Annotated in this window: 17 protein-coding genes and 1 pseudogene; 10 read left to right on the forward strand and 8 right to left on the reverse strand. The window is 71.7% G+C overall.

The features are described from left to right. The coding region (locus tag JAO81_RS39325) for a glycosyltransferase family 2 protein (protein WP_199552805.1) at nucleotides 1-905 on the reverse strand (905 nt) is incomplete at its 3' end. A gap of 216 nt (nucleotides 906-1,121) precedes the next feature. Between JAO81_RS39325 and JAO81_RS44165 the strand changes: the two are divergent. The 4 genes and pseudogenes from JAO81_RS44165 to JAO81_RS39340 all read left to right on the forward strand — a co-directional run. Further along, nucleotides 1,122-1,613 (forward strand): annotated as a pseudogene (locus tag JAO81_RS44165) (aldo/keto reductase); the annotation flags it as partial. 35 nt (nucleotides 1,614-1,648) lie between these two features. Continuing rightward, the gene (locus tag JAO81_RS44170; RefSeq protein ID WP_374194413.1) at nucleotides 1,649-1,993 is read left to right on the forward strand and encodes an aldo/keto reductase; all 345 of its coding nucleotides are present in this window, start codon (nucleotides 1,649-1,651) and stop codon (nucleotides 1,991-1,993) included. A gap of 121 nt (nucleotides 1,994-2,114) precedes the next feature. Then, entirely contained in the window at nucleotides 2,115-2,768 is a 654-nt protein-coding gene (locus JAO81_RS39335) for a TetR/AcrR family transcriptional regulator (protein ID WP_199552806.1), read from the forward strand. Then, nucleotides 2,765-3,982 carry a cytochrome P450 gene (locus JAO81_RS39340; protein ID WP_199552807.1) on the forward strand — a complete coding sequence of 406 codons (1,218 nt, stop codon included), beginning with the start codon at nucleotides 2,765-2,767 and terminating at the stop codon, nucleotides 3,980-3,982. Before JAO81_RS39335 ends, JAO81_RS39340 begins: the two co-directional genes overlap by 4 nt. 16 nt (nucleotides 3,983-3,998) lie before the next feature. Here JAO81_RS39340 and JAO81_RS39345 read toward each other — a convergent pair whose 3' ends face one another. Both JAO81_RS39345 and JAO81_RS39350 read right to left on the reverse strand, forming a co-directional pair. Further along, nucleotides 3,999-4,841, reverse strand: a complete 843-nt coding sequence (locus JAO81_RS39345) for a PhzF family phenazine biosynthesis protein (protein ID WP_199552808.1) — start codon at nucleotides 4,839-4,841, stop codon at nucleotides 3,999-4,001. A gap of 146 nt (nucleotides 4,842-4,987) precedes the next feature. Further along, entirely contained in the window at nucleotides 4,988-5,740 is a 753-nt protein-coding gene (locus JAO81_RS39350) for an SDR family oxidoreductase (RefSeq protein WP_199552809.1), read from the reverse strand. Between the two features lie 133 nt (nucleotides 5,741-5,873). Here JAO81_RS39350 and JAO81_RS39355 point away from each other — a divergent pair, with 133 nt between their 5' ends. Then, nucleotides 5,874-7,538 (forward strand): alkaline phosphatase, encoded by a 1,665-nt coding sequence (locus JAO81_RS39355; RefSeq protein ID WP_199552810.1) that lies wholly within the window; start codon nucleotides 5,874-5,876, stop codon nucleotides 7,536-7,538. Nucleotides 7,539-7,614: 76 nt separating this feature from the next. After that, nucleotides 7,615-8,769: a serine hydrolase gene (locus JAO81_RS39360; protein ID WP_199552811.1), complete on the forward strand. Its 1,155-nt coding sequence runs from the start codon at nucleotides 7,615-7,617 to the stop codon at nucleotides 8,767-8,769. 86 nt (nucleotides 8,770-8,855) lie between these two features. Here the strand turns inward: JAO81_RS39360 and JAO81_RS39365 are convergent, their stop codons facing one another. Beyond that, nucleotides 8,856-10,169, reverse strand: coding sequence for a hypothetical protein (locus JAO81_RS39365; protein ID WP_199552812.1), 1,314 nt, complete (start codon nucleotides 10,167-10,169; stop codon nucleotides 8,856-8,858). A gap of 194 nt (nucleotides 10,170-10,363) precedes the next feature. Between JAO81_RS39365 and JAO81_RS39370 the strand changes: the two genes are divergently transcribed. Then, complete coding sequence (locus JAO81_RS39370; RefSeq protein WP_199552813.1) at nucleotides 10,364-11,353, forward strand: small ribosomal subunit Rsm22 family protein; 990 nt, start codon at nucleotides 10,364-10,366, stop codon at nucleotides 11,351-11,353. 45 nt (nucleotides 11,354-11,398) lie between these two features. Here the strand turns inward: JAO81_RS39370 and ddaH are convergent, their stop codons facing one another. After that, entirely contained in the window at nucleotides 11,399-12,223 is an 825-nt protein-coding gene (gene ddaH, locus JAO81_RS39375) for a dimethylargininase (protein ID WP_374194412.1), read from the reverse strand. 200 nt (nucleotides 12,224-12,423) lie between these two features. On the opposite strand from ddaH, the gene JAO81_RS39380 reads away from it, so the two are divergent. After that, nucleotides 12,424-13,071: a TetR/AcrR family transcriptional regulator gene (locus JAO81_RS39380; protein ID WP_199552814.1), complete on the forward strand. Its 648-nt coding sequence runs from the start codon at nucleotides 12,424-12,426 to the stop codon at nucleotides 13,069-13,071. A 23-nt stretch (nucleotides 13,072-13,094) separates the two neighbouring features. Here the strand turns inward: JAO81_RS39380 and JAO81_RS39385 are convergent, their stop codons facing one another. Then, the gene (locus JAO81_RS39385; RefSeq protein ID WP_199552815.1) at nucleotides 13,095-13,967 is read right to left on the reverse strand and encodes a glycerophosphodiester phosphodiesterase family protein; all 873 of its coding nucleotides are present in this window, start codon (nucleotides 13,965-13,967) and stop codon (nucleotides 13,095-13,097) included. Between the two features lie 160 nt (nucleotides 13,968-14,127). Between JAO81_RS39385 and JAO81_RS39390 the strand changes: the two genes are divergently transcribed. After that, on the forward strand, nucleotides 14,128-14,850 hold the full coding sequence (locus tag JAO81_RS39390) for a bifunctional DNA primase/polymerase (protein WP_199552816.1): 723 nt from the start codon (nucleotides 14,128-14,130) through the stop codon (nucleotides 14,848-14,850). Nucleotides 14,851-14,942: 92 nt separating this feature from the next. Here JAO81_RS39390 and JAO81_RS39395 read toward each other — a convergent pair whose 3' ends face one another. After that, the gene (locus tag JAO81_RS39395; protein ID WP_307814164.1) at nucleotides 14,943-15,605 is read right to left on the reverse strand and encodes a PhzF family phenazine biosynthesis protein; all 663 of its coding nucleotides are present in this window, start codon (nucleotides 15,603-15,605) and stop codon (nucleotides 14,943-14,945) included. A gap of 8 nt (nucleotides 15,606-15,613) precedes the next feature. Next, nucleotides 15,614-16,480, reverse strand: a complete 867-nt coding sequence (locus tag JAO81_RS39400) for an AraC family transcriptional regulator (protein WP_199552818.1) — start codon at nucleotides 16,478-16,480, stop codon at nucleotides 15,614-15,616. Between the two features lie 144 nt (nucleotides 16,481-16,624). On the opposite strand from JAO81_RS39400, the gene JAO81_RS39405 reads away from it, so the two are divergent. Further along, complete coding sequence (locus JAO81_RS39405) at nucleotides 16,625-17,017, forward strand: cupin domain-containing protein (RefSeq protein ID WP_199552819.1); 393 nt, start codon at nucleotides 16,625-16,627, stop codon at nucleotides 17,015-17,017. Nucleotides 17,018-17,067 lie beyond the last annotated feature (50 nt).

A 17,067-nucleotide genomic window follows, 5' to 3' on the forward strand; every position in this document is an offset into this window, starting at 1 on the left:
GGCGGCCGCCCCAGCCGCGGCATCCGCCACACCGTCCGCCACCGCATCGGCCGCCGCGCCCCGCACGGAGTGCGCAGGCCCTCGGCGAAGCCGGCCGCCCAGGCGCGCAGCCCGCCGAGCGCGGTGGCGCGGCCGGAGCCGAGGAGGCCCGGGGCCGTACGGGACAGGGTGAGCAGGGTCCACGTACCGAGGTAGACCGGAACGAGGGGAAGCGGAAGCCGGCGGCGCGCGAGCCAGACCCGGTTGCGGGCCGTCATACGGAAGTAGACCGCGTGCCGTGCCGGCGAGGTCTTGGGGTGCTGGAGCAGCAACTCCGGCTCGTACAGCACCTTCCAGCCCGCGTCGAGTGCCCGCCAGGCCAGGTCGGTCTCCTCGTGGGTGAAGAAGAAGTCGGCGGGCCAGTCGCCGATCTCGGCGAGCATCGGCATCGAGAACGCGTGCCCGCCGCCGAGGAAGGAGGTGACGAGTCCGCGCTTCATCGGGTCGCCGGCCCGCAGTCGCGGTACGTGGCGGCGCTGGGTCTCGCCGTGCTCGTCGGCGATCCGGAAGCCGACGACGCCGAGCCGGGCGTCGGCGGTGTAAAGATCGCGGACCTTGCGGAACACATCGGCCTCGGTGAGCAGCCCGTCGTCGTCCAGCTCGATCACCACGTCGACGTCGCCGAACTCCCGGAGGCGGGCGAGCGCCACATTGCGGCCGCCGGGACAGCCCAGGTTCTCCGCGGTCTCGATGACCGTCAACTCGCCGGGCAGATCCGGGAATGCACCGAGCCGCGCACCGTTGCCGACGATGACGATCCGGGCCGGCGCGACATCCTGCTTGGCCACCGAGGCGAGCAGGGCGTCGACCTCGCGGGGCCGGTTTCCCATGGTCACGATGGCGACGGCCAGGCGGGGCTCGCTCACGGGGGTGCTCCTGAATTCCGGGGACGCCGGCGGGGTGGGGGGCGGCGCGCTGCGGCGATGGTAGCCGTTCAGGATAAGTACGCCTGCGATGCGGACGGCGTTCACCTGCCGTGCGGTCCTTGCCTTCGTGCGCACGCACCAGACGCCGCGCGACCCGCCCTCGGGCGGACGAAGGGAATTCGGAACTACTCGTCCAGCGTCCGCCGCATGACAAACATGACTGCACGAGAACTCGGCGGCATCACCGTCAGCGCCCTCGGCCTCGGCTGCTGGGCCGTCGGCGGCGAGTGGTGGGACACCGCGGGGCAGCCGCTCGGCTGGGGCAAGGTGGACGACGAGGAGTCCGTACGGGCCGTGCGCCGCGCCCTCGACCAGGGCGTCACGTTCTTCGACACCGCCGATGCCTACGGCGCGGGACACAGCGAGCGCGTCCTCGGCAAGGCCCTCGGCAAGCGGCGCGACGAGGCCGTCATCGCCACCAAGTGGGGCAATGTCTTCGACGAGGGGTCCCGCACCCTCCTCGGCGGCGACGACTCACCCGCGTATCAGCGCCAGGCCCTCACCGCTTCCCTGCGCAGGCTCGGCACCGACCGGATCGACCTCTACCAGCTGCACCTCTCCGACGCGGATCCCGAGCGGGCGGCCCGGCTGCGCGACCAGTGCGAGGAGTTCATACGGGAGGGGCTGATCCGCTCGTACGCGTGGAGTTACGGCTCGCGTCCGTCAACCGCAGCCCCTTGGCGATGGGACTGCTCACCGGCAAGTACGCGGACGGGTCCGCCCCCGGTGCCGGTGACATCCGCAGTGCGCCGCCCGAGTGGCTGCCCGGGTTCTCCCGGGGCGGGGCGCCGGACAAGGCGTGGCTGGAACGGCTCGACGCCGTACGCGAGATCCTCACCAGCGGCGGCCGCACCCTCGCCCAGGGCGCGCTCGGCTGGCTGTGGGCCCGCAGTCCGCGCACGGTTCCGATCCCCGGCTTCCGCACGGTCGCCCAGGTCGAACAGAACGCGGGCGCCCTCGCGTACGGTCCGCTGACCGACGGGCAGCTCAGGGAGGTGGCGGAAATCCTTGCGCGCACGAAGGATTGACGACCCGTCAGGAATATGAGTACCTCTACTTATGTCGGCGCTCCGATATAAGTGGCTCCGGCAACCAGGGACTCGACGGCGACCCGGCAGGGCACCGCCATGGCAGCCGGGAGGGGGCACAGTGGCGCGCCGTACCCAGGAGCAGCGCAAGATGGAGACCCGGGCCCGGCTGATCGACGCGGCCGCGGAGCTGTTCGCGCGCAAGGGGTTCCACGCGGTGTCCGCCGAGGCGGTGGCGGACGCCGCGGACCGCACGACCGGCGCGCTCTACAGCCACTTCGGCGGCAAGGAAGGGCTGCTGCTCGCCCTGCTCGAAGTGTGGAAACAGCGGACCGTCGAACGGCTCACCGCGGAGATCCACCAACTGCCCGACCCCGCACCGCACTTCGCCGCGATGTGGGAGGCGATCACCGCGCCCGCCGAGGACCGCGGCGAGGCCTGGCTGCTCCTTGAGATCGAACTGTGGCAGCACGGCGCCCGCGATCCGGTCCTCGGCCCCCTGCTGGCCCGCCGTTACGCGGAGATCCGCGGCCAGCTCGGCGAAGGCCTCGCCGACTGGGCGGAAGCGACCGGGACCGAGCTGCCGTACACGCCGGACGAGGCCGGGGCGCTGGTGCTCGGTGCCCTGCTCGGCTGCGCGCTCCAGCACCGGCTCGAACCCGAGGCCGTACCGGAACACCTCGTGGTCAAGGCGCTGAGCGCCTTGCTCGGACTGCGGACCCCGGCGGCACAAGGCCCTGACCGCAAGAAACCCCCGAAGGAGGCTCGGCCATGACGGCACCCGCACTGAACGAGGTCAATCTGCTCGAGGACACGTGGGCCCGCGAAGTCCCGCATGCGCAGTTCAAGCTGCTGCGCCGCGAGGACCCGGTCCACTGGCACGAACTCCCGGACGGTGAGGGCTTCTTCGCGATCACCAAGCACGAGGACATCATCAAGCTGAGCCGTGACCCCGAGCTGTGGTCGGTCGAGAAGGGCTCCTTCTTCATACGCGACCAGACGGACCAGTCCCTGGAGAACCTCGCGCTCACCCTCGTCGGCATGGACCCGCCCAAGCACAGCCGGTTCCGCAAGCTGGTCAACGCCGCCTTCGCGCCGCGGATGATCCGTAAGCTCACCGAGGACATCAAGCGCCGTGCGGACCTGCTCGCGCAGAAGATCGAGCCGGGCACCGAGCTGGAGTTCGTGGAGACCGTCGCGTCCCGGCTGCCGCTCGAGGTCATCTGCGAAATGATGGGCATCCCGCCGGAGGACGAGGACCACATCATCGACTGGTCCAACCGCATGGTCGGCTTCCAGGACCCGGACTTCCGCACCACCCCGGAGGACGGGACGGTGGCGGCCGCCGAGATCTATCTGCGCTGCAACCAGCTGGCCGAGGAGCGGCAGACCGACCCGCGCGACGACATCGTGAGCGCGCTGGTGCACGGTGAGGTCGACGGCGAGAAGCTCACCACGCACGAGATCAACATGTTCTTCGTGACGCTGATCGTGGCCGGCAACGAGACCACCCGCAATCTGCTCTCCGGGGCGCTCCTGGAGATCGCCCAGAACGACGCGCTGCGCGAGGACCTGGCCCGCAACGTCGAGGACGACGCGCTGTGGCGGTCGGCGACCGAGGAGTTCCTGCGCTGGAACGGCTCGATCCACAACTTCCGGCGTACGGCGACGCGGGACACCGAGGTGCGCGGGGTGAAGATCAGGGAAGGCCAGAAGGCCGTCCTCTTCTACACCTCCGGCAACCGGGACGAGGACATCTTCGAGAACCCGGATGTCTTCGACCCGCGCCGCACGCCGAACGACCACGTCACGTTCGGCGGCGGCGGACCGCACTTCTGTCTCGGCTCGGGCCTGGCCCGCACCGAGATCAACGCGCAGCTCCGGGCGATCCTGCGCCGCTGCCCGAACGTCGAACTGACGGGTGAGCACCGGCGGATGCGCTCGGACTTCATCAACGGCATCAAGTACCTGCCGGTGCGCTTCAGCTGAGCCGCGGCCGGCCGGCTCAGCCGATCGGTACGGCGGTTCCGGCGACGCGTACACGCGGGTCGCCGGCCCGCAGGGTCACGGTCAGCAGGGAGGGCCGTCCCATGTCCTCGCCCTGGTGGAGGGTCAGCACCGACTCCTCCTTCACCAGGGCGAGTTCGCGTGCGTACGCCCCGAAGGCGACGGCCGCCGCACCGGTCGCCGCGTCCTCGACCACACCGCCGATGGGGAACGGATCGCGTACGTGGAAGAGGGTCTCGCCCGCGCGGTGCACCAGCTGGACGGTGGTGAGGTCGAGGCGCTCCATCAGGGCCTTGAGACGTTCGAAGTCGTACGACAGGTCGGCGAGGCGCTCGCGGGTGGCCGCGGAGATGACCAGGTGGTTGTTGCCCGCGAAGGCGATACGGGGCGGCAGCGCGGGGTCCAGGTCGCCGGCCGGCCAGCCGAGCGCGGCGAGGGCCTCGGTGAGGTCGGCCTCGTCGACTTCCTCGAGGTGCGGCTCGACGCTGGTGAGGGTGGCGCGGATCTCTCCGTCGACCTCCTCGGTGGTGACGGGGATCTCGCCCGCGGGCGTCTTGAACACGTAGCTCCCGGGGCCGCCCCGGTGCTGGGCCAGAGCGACGGCGGTGGCGACGGTGGCGTGGCCGCAGAAGGCGACCTCGGCCTTCGGCGAGAAGAAGCGCAGGGTGTGGTCGGGGTAGAGGAACGCGCTCTCGCTGTAGCCGAGGTCGGCGGCGATCGCGAGCATCTCGGGGTCGGTGAGGCCGGTCGCGTCCAGGACGACGCCGGCCTGGTTGCCCCCGTCGGGGTCGGCGGAGAAGGCGGTGTAGCGCAGGATGTCGGCGCGGGCGTTGAGGCTCATGCCGGTTGCCAACCTGCGGTCGGGCTCCTTTTCTTCCCCACCCCGGGCTGAATTCCAGCCCGTCGGGCGATTGAGGGCGAGCGCGTTCAGCGCGATACGGGGTGCGGGGGCTCCGCCCCCAGACCCCCGGCGCGGGGCCGCCCCCGTCAACCCCGCCCGATGAACGGCATGTTCGTGGCCATCACCGTCGCGAACTGCACATTCGCCTCCAGCGGCAGCTCCGCCATGAATCGGACCTGACGTGCCACGTCCGCCACGTCCATCACCGGCTCCGCCGCCAGCGACCCGTCCGCCTGCAAAGTCCCCGTCTGCATCCGCTGCGTCATGTCCGTCGCCGCGTTCCCGATGTCGATCTGCGACGCGGCGATCCGGTACGGGCGGCCGTCCAGGGAGAGCGACTTCGTGAGACCGGTCATCGCGTGCTTCGTCGTCGTGTACGCCACCGACATCGGGCGCGGCACATGCGCCGAGATCGACCCGTTGTTGATGATCCGTCCGCCTTGCGGCGACTGCGACTTGAACTGGCGGAACGCCGCCTGCGCGCACAGGAACGCGCCGTTCAGGTTCGTGTCCACCACGTGACGCCACGCGTCGTACGACAGCTCGTCCAGCGGGACGCCGCCGGGACCGAACGTACCGGCGTTGTTGAAGAGCAGGTCGAGCCGGCCGTGGCGCTCTGCGGCCGAGGTGAACAGTGCGGAGACATCGGACGGTTCGGACACGTTCGTCCGTACGCACACCACATCCGCCGACCCGGCCAGGGCCGCCGTCTCCTCGAGGGTCTCCACCCGCCGCCCGGCCAGCGCCAGGGACCAGCCGGAAGCCGCCAGCTCAAGGGCCACCGCGCGGCCGATCCCGGATCCCGCGCCGGTCACCACCGCAATCTTCGTCTGCGTCATGGCCCCGCACCTTACGTCCCTCGCGGCGCACAGCGCTCATCCGTCCGCCATCTGATTGTTCTGTACGCGACAGTCCCCGGTCGTCCTCCGGCACTCCAATTCCCCTGACACACATCAGCCAGGGAGGACGCGGATGACTTCCGCCGCACAGCAGTCCGCACAGCGGTCCACGCAGCAGTCCCGGCACAGCCCCGAACTGCGGGCCGCGGCGCGGCACTTGGGCCGCCGCCGCTTTCTGACCGTCACGGGCGCCGCCGCCGCGCTCGCCTTCGCCACCAACCTGCCGGGCACCGGCGTCGCGCACGCCGCCGAACTGGACGCGGCGAAGATCACCGAGAACCCGTTCACGCTCGGTGTCGCCTCCGGCGATCCGCTGCCCGGCTCCGTACTCCTGTGGACCAGACTCGCCCCGCAGCCGTACGCCGCGGACGGCGGACTGCCCGCCGAGCGGGTCGCCGTGGAGTGGCAGGTCGCCCACGACGCGCGCTTTCGCCGCATAGCCAGGCGCGGCACCGCGATCGCGCACCCCGAGTTCAACCACTCCGTCCATGTCGAGGTCGATCACCTCGGCGAGGACCGGGTCCACTACTACCGCTTCCGCGTGGGCAGTTGGATCAGCCCCACCGGCCGCACCCGCACCGCCCCCGGCCGCGGCGCCAAGCTGACGGACCTCAGGCTCGCCGCCGTGTCCTGCCAGGCGTACCACGACGGCTACTGGACCGCGTACAAGCATCTGGCCCAGGAGGACATCGATGTCGTCTTCCACCTCGGCGACTATCTCTACGAGTACGCGGTCACCGCGGCCGGCGGGAACCGCAACTACACCGACCGTGTGCTGCCCGGCCACTACAACCGCGAGACGGTCACGCTCGAGGACTACCGGATGCGCTACGGCCTCTACAAGTCGGACCCCGACCTGATGGCCGCGCATGCGGCGCACCCCTTCGTCGTCACCTGGGACGACCACGAGACCGAGAACAACTACGCGGGCGAGGAGCCCGAGAACAGCGTCCCGCCCGAGGAGTTCCTGCTGCGCCGGGCCGCCGCCTACCGCGCGTACTGGGAGAACCAGCCGCTGCGCAGGCCCCAGCGGCCCGCGGGCCCCGATATGCAGCTCCACCGCCGCCTGCACTTCGGCCGGCACGCCCAGTTCGACATCCTCGACACCCGCCAGTACCGCAGCAACCAGGCGTACGGCGACGGCTGGCGGACCCCGGGACCCGAGTCCGACGACCCGGCCCGCACCCTCACCGGCGAGAGCCAGGAGCGCTGGCTGATCGACGGCTGGAAGGCCTCCCGCGCCCGCTGGAACGTCGTCCCCCAGCAGGTCGTCTTCGCCCGCCGCAACCACCCCACGGCGGGCAACACCACCGTCTCCATGGACTCCTGGGACGGCTACGCGGCCTCCCGTTCCCGTGTACTCGCCGGCGTGGAGTCGTCCGGCATCGAGAACTTCATGGTCCTGACCGGTGACGTGCACGTCTCCTACGCGCTCGACATCCACCGCGACCCCGCCGACCCGTCCACCCCCACCGCCGGTACGGAGATCGTCACCACCTCGGTCTCCAGCGGCAAGGACGGCCTCGCCCGGCCCGCGAACTGGGCGGACTACCTGGCCCGCAACCCGCATCTGAAGCACTACAACGGACAGCGGGGATACGTCACGGTCGAGCTGGCCGCCGACCACGCGCGCGCCGACTTCAAGACCGTGCCGTACATCCTTCGGCCCGGAGCCCCGATCACCACGGCGGCCTCCTTCGTGACGGAGTCCGGCAACCCGGGGCTGCAGCCCGCCTGATGACGCTCGCGCACCCTTCGTGTCCCCGGGCGGCGGGCGTCGCCCGGGAACACGACTGGTGCCGAACGCCTGTTTCATGACACGGTTTCTCCACGTCCAGGAGTCGTACCGGTCAGGAAGGGGCAGAGCGCTGAGAGGACCACGTCTGCGCCACGGCCCCGCCGAGCGGGCCGGTCTCGACCCCGCCGAGATCGAGCGCCTCGTCGCCGAGGTCGCCGCCCTGCCCGGCACCTGGTGCGCGGGAGCGGTGCTCGCCGTGGGGCGCGGACCCGTGCTCGTCGTCGAGGAGGCCTTCGGCTGGGCGGTCGCCCATCGCGCTTACGGCGACGAGCTTCCCGCGTACCGCAAGGTGCCCATGCACACCGGGACGCCCTTCGACCTGGCCTCGCTCACCAAACTGTTCACGACGGTGGCGGCCGTCCAGCAGATGGAGCGCGGACGGCTCGGGCTCGACGCACGGGTCGCGTCCTATCTCCCCGAGTTCACCGGGGCGGCGCGGCACGGCGTCACCGTGCGCCAGCTCCTCACGCACACCTCGGGCCTGAGGCCCGAACTCCCGTTGTACGACTGCGAGTCCGACGCCGAGCGCCTCGACCTGCTGCGCGCCGAGGAACCGAGTGCGGACCCCGGCGCGTATGTCTACTCCGATCTCAACATGCTGCTCGTCCAGCACCTCCTGGAACGCATCACCGGCGAACGCCTCGACCGGCTGATCCGCGACGGCATCACCCGCCCGCTCGGCATGACACAGACCGGCTTCGGCCCGTGCGCGTTCGCCGCCGCGACCGAGGACCAGCGCAGGCCCTGGGCCAAGGCCGACCGCGGGATGGTGCGCGGCACGGTGCACGACGAGAACGCCTTCGCACTCGGGGGAGTGGCCGGGCACGCCGGGCTCTTCTCCACGGCCGGCGATCTCGCCGTCTTCTGCCGCGCCCTGCTCGGCGGCGGGGGATACGGAACCGCGCGGATCCTCGGACCCGACTACGTGGACCTGATGCTGACGCCGCCCGGGCTCGGCTTCCGGCTCGACCAGCCGTGGTTCATGGGCGAGTTGGCGGGCCGGGGCGCGGCCGGGCACACCGGGTTCACGGGCACGTCCGTGGTGATCGACCCGGCCACGGACACGTTCGTGGTGCTGCTCGCCAACACGGTCCATCCGCGGCGCCCGGGCAAACCGTCCAGCGAACCGCGGGCCGCGGCGGGCACGCGGGTGGCGCGGGCCGTGCGCTGACGGCCGGCCGTTCTTCGAGCTGACGGTCAGCCCTACTTTCTGCCGCTCAGCTCTTCTTCCTGCCGCTCAGCCCGTCTTCCTGCCGCTCAGCCCTTCTTCGCGTACCCCAGCAGGTGGTGGACGTCCCGGCTGTCGGTCCAGCGGAAGATGCCGACCTCGCCGAGGTCGTGCACCGGAAGCCGCGACGCCCCGGAGAACGCCTCAGGATCGGGCACGGCGATCCGCACGGACACGGGCGTGCCGCCCCCGTCCCACGCGTCCTCGGCCGAGCGCGCACCGGTCGCCCCGTAGGCGATACCGCTGTCCGTGACGGTGGCGAGCGTCAGCGGCTTGCTGCCGCCCTCGGACGAGAAGCAGTGCCCGGTGCCCTCCTGCAGATCGAAGGCGAGATGGCCCGCGATCAGATAGCGGCCGTCGGGAGAGGGGGTGGCCGGGGGGTAACGCCCGGGTCGCAGCGCCGGTTTGTGGCACTCGACGGAGGCGAGCACCTTGCCGGTCAAGCCGTCGTGCACGGCCCAGATCTCCTGCGCGGGCACCTTCTTCTTGTCCGGTTTCCTGTCCCACCGTGCCAGGACATGATCCGCGGATACGGAGACGGCGATCCCCCTCGCGGCGCCCTTCGGCGCGACCTTGCGCCCGTGCCAGGCTCCGCGCACCCAGAACTCGCCGTCCCCGTTGACCAGCGGACCCTTGCCGGTGACGCCGATCACCTCAGTCAGGCGACGGCAGTTCTTGCAGCCCTTGGGGTACTTGAGGTCACTCGTCTTGTACGTCACCGTCCGCGCCGTCGCCGGATCCACGACCGCGGCCGCATCCGTGCCCACGCCCACCACGAGCCCGGGCCCCGAGGCGCTCACCGAGGGCGACTTCGGCCAAGGCAGTTCGACGCGCTGCCGGGTGCCGGCGCTCGCGGCGTACACGTCGATGGAGATCACCCGGTCCGCCTCGCTGAGCGGATCGTCGCCGAAGGTCCCGTACGACCAGGTCGCGAAGTACTCGCGGCCGTCCTTGGTGACGACGGCGAGGCGGGGCACGGCGCCGGCTTCGTCGGAGAGCGGGCGCCAGGCCTCACTCGTCCAAGCGGTCTTCCCGGTCCGCGCATCCACCGTCCGCAGCCGGAAGCGGTTCCCGTCGGCGCGCTGGAGATACGCGAGCAGCTTCGCGTTCGGCGCGAGCGCGTACTCCTCGGAGACGCCGGCCAGCTCCCAGCCCTGCCCGGTGTCGTACGCGGCGGGCACCGCCAGCTGGGTCCCCGGGCCCTGGCTCGTCTTGACCGGCTTCTTCGGCGGACTGTCGTTCCCTTTGTCCTCTTTCTTCCCGCCGCAGGTCGCGAGGAGCAGCAGCAGGGCCAGGACCACCACGCCCACGACAAGCCCGGTGCGCACGATCTTGTCTCCCACTGGTCCCCCCGGGGCGTGACAGTCTGCGTCCGCCGGTCTGCTCGTCAGGGCCGCCGGCGATCACGGGCAGCGTAGCAACGGACGCAGGTGCCACAGGAGTTGAGCGCTGTCACTGTCCGGATGCAGTCGGGTGCCCGGACCGTCACAGGCGCGGGCCCCCGCACCCGGCGGTCCGGCCCGCCTACAATCCCGACGTGAACGCCCCCCTTACCCCCGCCGACCTCCTGCGCACCGCCCTGGCAGGCCTGCTCGACGGACTGCCGCCCAAGCAGGCCGCCCAGGCCGTCGAGCGGCTGATCGCCAACTACCGCGGCCGCACCCCCACCGACGCCCCGATCCTGCGCGACCGCTCGGACGTCGCCGCGTACGCCGCGTACCGGATGCCGGCCACCTTCGAGGCGGTACGGGGCGCACTCGGCGCACTCGCCGACGCGGCCCCCGACTGGACGCCCGCCCGGCACACCGACATCGGCGGCGGCACCGGCGCCGCCACCTGGGCGGTGAGCGCGACCTGGCCCGAACCCCGGCCGGTCACCGTGCTCGACTGGGCCGAGCCCGCCCTCGCGCTCGGCCGTGAACTCGCGGGCGCCAACGCCCTGTTGAGCGCGGCGGACTGGCGCAAGGCCCGGATCGGCCAGGCGCTCACGCTCGACGAGACCGATCTCGTCACCCTCTCGTACGTGCTCGGGGAGCTCACCGCCGAGGACCGGACCGCGGTCGTCGCCGCGGCCGCCGGCGCCGCACAGGCCGTGGTCGTCATCGAACCCGGCACGCCCGACGGGTACACCCGGATCATCGAGGCGCGCGACGCCCTCGTCGCGGCCGGTTTCACGATCGCCGCCCCCTGCCCGCACAGCTCCGCCTGCCCCATCGAGCCCGGCCGCGACTGGTGCCACTTCTCGGCGCGCGTCAGCCGCTCCTCGCTGCACCGGAAGGTCAAGGGCGGCTCGCTCGCGTACGAGGACGAGAAGTTCAGCTATGTGGCCGCGGTGCGCTTCCCGGCGGAGCCGGCGACGGCACGTGTGGTGCGCAGGCCGCAGATCCGCAAGGGGCAGGTGCTGCTCGAGCTGTGCGTCCGCGACGAGGCCCTCACCAGGGAGACGGTCACCAAACGGCACGGCCCGCTCTACAAGGCGGCACGCGATGCGGAGTGGGGCGACGAGTGGCCGCCCCACACCTCGTAGGACCTGGGTCCGTCCTGTGAGCTCAGGACCCGGGCCGGTCCGGAGCTAGGAACGCAGCTCCTGGGTGCAGCACTTCACGCTGCCGCCGCCCTTGAGCAGCTCCCCGAGATCCATCCCGATCGGCTCGTAGCCGCGCTCGCGCAGTGGCTGGAAGAGGCCCACCGCGCCCTGCGGGAGCAGGACATGGCGTCCGTCGCTGACGGCGTTCATGCCCAGGGCGGACGCGTCGGCCCCGCTCGCGATCAGGGCGTCGGGGAAGAGCCGGCGCAGTACGGCCCGGCTGCCCGGCGAGAAGGCGCCCGGGTAGTACATGACGTCGTCGGCCGCGTCGTCGAGCACCGCGAGCGCGGTGTCGAGGTGGTAGTAGCGCGGGTCGACCAGATCGAGGCCGATCACCGGGCGGCCGAAGAACTCCTGGGCCTCGCCGTGCGAGAGCGGGCTTGCGCGAAAGCCCCGGCCGGCCAGGATCCAGGACGAGGTGACGGCGAAGTCGCCCTCGCCCTCGTTGATGTGCAGGGGTTCGGTGACGTCGGTGAAGCCGTGGGCACGGAACCAGGCGAGGTGCTCGGCGGCTTCCTCGGCCCGTTCGGCGTGGGCGAACCGGGCGCCCAGGACGCGGCCGTCGATCACGGTGGCGCCGTTCGCGGAGAACACCATGTCGGGGAGGCCGGCGTGGGGAGTGAGCTCCTCGACGGTGTGGCCGAGTGAGCGGTAGCGGTCCCGCAGGTCCTCCCACTGCGCGAGCGCGAGCGGGACGTCGACGGGCTTGCCGGGATCCATCCAGGGGTTGATGGAGTACGTGACCTTGAAGTGCTCGGGTGGGCACATCAGATAGCGCCGGGATCGGGCGCTGCGAGGCACAGGACGCAAAGAGGGCTCCTCTACATCGGCGGGGCCAAGGGGTGGCCGTGTTGCCCATGGTCCGGTGTGCGGGGCGCTTTGGCGCGGTGGCGAATGGGTTGTGTTTTCCGCCTCCAGGTCGCTTCCGCCGGCGCGCGACCGCGGCTCCGCCGCCCCTCCGGTTTGGCGAGACGATACGTATCGGCTCACTTCGCTGCTACATTCGGCACATGGCCCCGAAGACTCCTGCCGAAGCCCCCGCCTCCAAGGCGGTCCCCGACGCCAAGCGCCGCAGCGAACGGTCGCGCCGCGCCATCTACGACGCCGCACTCTCGCTGGTCACCGAGGTCGGCTACGCCAAGGTCACCATCGAGGGGATCGCCGCCCGGGCCGGGGTCGGCAAGCAGACCATCTACCGCTGGTGGTCCTCCAAGGCCGAGGTGCTCCTGGAGGCCTTCATCGATCTGGGGGAGCAGGCCGCCGAGGCGGCGGGCGGCGGTGAGGCGTTCGCCTCGCTCCCGGACACCGGCGATGTCGCGGCCGACCTCAAGGGCGTGCTGCGCGCCACCGTCGACGAACTCCTCGACCAGAAGTACGACGCCCCCTATCGCGCACTGGCGGCGGAAGGCGTGGTGAACCGTGAGCTGAGCGAGAAGTTCGTGCAGCAGCTCCTCGAGCCCGGCCTGAAGCTGTACGTCGCACGCATCGAGGCCGCTCAGGCAGCCGGGCAGATCCGCGAGGACCTCGATCCGCGGATCGCGATGGAGTTCTTCGTCTCCCCGCTGGCCCAGCGCTGGCTGCAGGGTACGGGCCCGCTGACCCACGAGTACACGGACAAGATCGTGGACTACGCCCTGCACGGACTCGCGCCGCGCTGAACGTGGCCCGACGGGTGGCACATCTAGCCCTCGGTCAGGGGCTGCGCCCGGACGGGGCCCTTCACCGGCGTACGGGAGAGCAGGCCGGGGGCGTCCGTGATCACGCCGTTGCAGCCGAGGCGCAGCACGCGGTCACGCTGGTACGGGGTGTTCACCGTGTGGGCCCAGACCCGCGGGACGCCCGAGCGCACGGCGCGCCGCAGGTCCTCGTCGCGCGCCCGGTAGTCCACGTCCAGGACATCCACGTACGGCCTGAAGCGCTCGAAGCTGTCCGTGCGCATCTGCTTGGCCGAGCGCCACAGCTGGGAGACCAGGCCCAGGCGGTGGGCGCGCTCGGCCACGGCGGGCTTGTTGGAGTTGACGAAGACCGAACGGGTCAGGCCGCGTGCGTGCACCATCCTCGCCAGGGACTTGAGGCTGTCGGCGTCCTTCGCCTCCAGCATCAGGACCACCTTGCCGCCGAACCGGTCGAGCACCTCCGCGATCGTCGGCGGCCGTTCGGGCTTCCAGGTGGTGCGCAGCGCGGAGTCGGGGCGGATGCGGACCTGCTTCCACTCCTTCATGGTCAGCGCCCGTACCGGCCCGGTCGCGTCGGTCGTACGGTTCAGCGTCGCGTCGTGCATCGCCACCAGCGTGCCGTCGCGCAGCATCCGCGAGTCCACGTCGAGCACCTGCGCCGTACCGCGCTCGTACGCGGCGATCAGGCCCGACATGCTGTTCTCCGGCACTTCGAGGGAGCCGCCGCGATGCGCCGTATAGACGACCGGCGGCAGGGCGTCCACGGTCAGCGGAGGGCGGCCCGCGGGGGCGGCCGCGGGTGTGGGGGCCGGGGTCAGGCCCGAGACGGCGAGTGCGGTGACGGCGGTGAGCGTGACCGGTGCGGCGAGGGTGACCATGCCGACACGGTAGGACCATAAATCCGGACTTGCCCGGCATCGACACCCGGGTGCCGCCCTGGCCTGCGGGGCCCCGGAAACGGGGGTGCGGCCACCCGGGGCGCGCGATGGTGGCACCATGGACGCCACGGGGCGAGGGGAATGTGAGGTTAGGGGATAGATGGGCGAGGAGTACGGCCGCCGTTCCGGCGGACAGAGCAGGTTCTCCCAGTGGCTGCGCACGCGACGCCCCAAGGACACGGGTGACGGCGGCCGCGAAGCCCTGCTCGTCTCGGCCGCCGAGGCGGGTCTGCCGCTGTCGCCCGCCGCGCACCCCGCCGGCTACCGCTGTTCCTGCGACCGCATCGGCTGTCCCACGCCCGCGCGGCACCCGGTCTCCTTCGCCTGGCAGACGCAGTCCACGACGGACAAGGCGCAGATCGAGCGCTGGGCGCGGCATCAGCCGGAGGCCAACTTCATCACCGCGACGGGCATGGTCCACGACGTGCTGGACGTGCCCCTGGACGCCGGACGCGCGGCGCTCGCCCGGCTCCTCGACGCCGAGGTGGCCGTCGGCCCGGTGGCCGAGTCCGGTGACGGCCGGATGCTCTTCTTCACGGCGACGCGCGGTACGCCCGAGGACGAGGACGAGTGGTGGCCGTGCGAGCTGGACTGCCACCCCGAGACGATGGACGAGCACCCGGGACTGCGGTGGCACTGCCGCGGTTCGTACGTCCTGGTACCGCCGGCGCGGTTGCCCGGTGACCTGGGTGTCGAGTGGGTCCGGGGGCTCGAGCATCCGCTGCCGGATCCGCTGACGCTGCTCGAGACGTTGACCGACGAGTGTGCCCGGGTCGCGGGTGACTCGCCGGATCCGGCGGAGGCTTGGCCTTCGCGGCGGTGAGGCACGTCAGCCTGTCCGGCGACTCCAGCCTGTCCGGCAACTCCAGCCCGTGCGGCGTTTGAGCAGGTCCCCAGCCGCAGGCGCGACGGACCTCAGCCCGCGACGAGCGCCACCCGCCCCCCGACCTCGATCAGATCCGACGGCCCGGGGGCGGTGAGGAGCTGGGACCCCGCGCCCTGAGTGATGTTGAGCGCCCGGCCGAGCGCGGCCGTCAGACAGAGCGCCGCCGCCCCCGTCGCCTCGTCCTCGAAGATCCCGTCGCCCCGCCCGGGGAAGGCCCGGGCCCGTACCCGGCCCGCCGCCTCGTCCTGCCAGGCCCACGCATAGATCCACGAACCCGCCGGCGGTACGTCGAGCGCGTCGACCTCGTCCGGGGACGCGAACTGCCGCAGCGTACGCCCCGGCGCCCACTCCGCACGGGCCGTGATCCAGGTGAACTCACCGTCCTGGCGGGCCGTCACCAGGCCCGCGGGCGTGCGGAGTTCGGGAAGGTCGAGCAGCCAGGCCGCACCGACGCAGGGGTGGCCCGCGAACGGCAGACGGACACTCGGCGTGTAGATCTCGATCACGCCGCGCTCGTCGTCGTCCACGAACACCGTCTCGCTGTAGCCGAGTTCGGCCGCCAGTACCTGCCGGGCCGCCGCACCGGGAACCGAGGCTCCGTCCCGTACTACTCCGAGCTGATTGCCGTGCCGGCCGTCGGGGCCGCAGAAGACCCGGACCACATCGAGGCGTACGCCCACCGTTTCGCTCACCCGGGCATTCAAGCACTGGCGCCCGGGCCCGCCGCCACGGCCCATGCGGTGTCGTCGACGGCGAGCCAGGGCGCGGCCGCGACGGCCGCGGGTGTCATCCCGGCGAAGGCCAGGGCGTCCCGGTGCAGATGGGACTGGTCGGCGTAGCCGCTCTCCGCCGCGACCGCACCGGCACGGTGCCCGGCCGCGAGCCGGTGGGCGGCGTGGTCGAAACGGAGCAGCTGCGCCGCACGCTTGGGGGTCAGACCGATCTGGGACCGGAACCGGGACCACAGACGCTGCCGGCTCCAGCCGACCTCGGCCGCGAGCGCGTCGATCCTGATCTGCCCCCTCTGCGCCGCCATCTGCTGCCATACGTAGGTGATTTCCGCGGTGGCGGGACGGCCGGCGGCGTACCTGCGGAGCAGCTCGGCGTCCGCGATCGCGAACCGTTCCCGCCAGGACGACGCGGACCGCAGCCGGTCCTCGACCCGGCGGGCCTCGGGACCCCAGATGTCCTCCAGGGGGACCATCTCCCCGCCCGTGTGCGGGTGTTCGGACGTCGTGGCGCCGCCGAGCACCGCATGCGCGACGACCGGGGACAGTCGTATCTGCAGGCATTCGATGGAGCGGCCGCGCACCCGCAGACCGCCGGGGGCGAGGCCGAGCACGGTGCTGCCCCGCTGCTGCCGGCCGTCGGTGTCCTCGACGAGCAGCCCCTCGCCGAACTCGAAGGCGATCATGACCGACGGATGCGGCACCACGGGGAGGTCGAGGGGCTCGGCGGACCGGTCACGGAACCCCGCCATGCCGACGCCCGGCAGCCTGCCGGGCCGCCCCGGGGTGGACACGTCCCATCTCGCGGCGGCGGCACGGGCGGACTCGACGGTGCGCATGGCTCCAGGTTACGAGCCCCTCCGGGCAAGGGCGCGGGCGTCGTGACATTTGTTCAATACGCGGTCACGGGCCCGCGCCGACACTGACGACCTGCTCACTTCGCCTCACCTCGCCTCACCTTGCTACGCAAAGGACGTGACCCCGTGACCGTGACCCCGATCGATCTCTTCATGAACTTTCTGCACCTCGACCAGGACGGTCAAGTGCGCGCCGAGAAGCCGGTGTTCGACCCGGGCCGGGACGGCTGGCAGCTGATGACCTTCCATGTGGAGACCGAGGCCGATGTGCACGGCGACCACTGGGAGATCCACACGGCGGCCGACGAGGTCGTCGCCTGCCTCACCGGTGGCATACGGCTGATGCTGCGCCCGGAGCAACAGGGCGATGAAGAGGAGGAGTTGAAGCTTCCGGCCGGCTCCGCGGTGATCGTGCCGCGCGGGCGCTGGCACCGCATCGCCCTGGACGAGCCGAGCGACATCATGTCCGTCACGCTGCCGCGGGGCAGCCGCTTGGAGAAGCGGGACGCCGAGGTCTGACCGCCGAGCCCGCACGCGCCGGGGGGGGGGGCCCCCCCCCCCCGGGGGGC

It is taken from the genome of Streptomyces sp. N35 (genome assembly GCF_016464295.1).
In the GTDB taxonomy this organism is placed as follows: Bacteria; Actinomycetota; Actinomycetes; order Streptomycetales; family Streptomycetaceae; genus Streptomyces.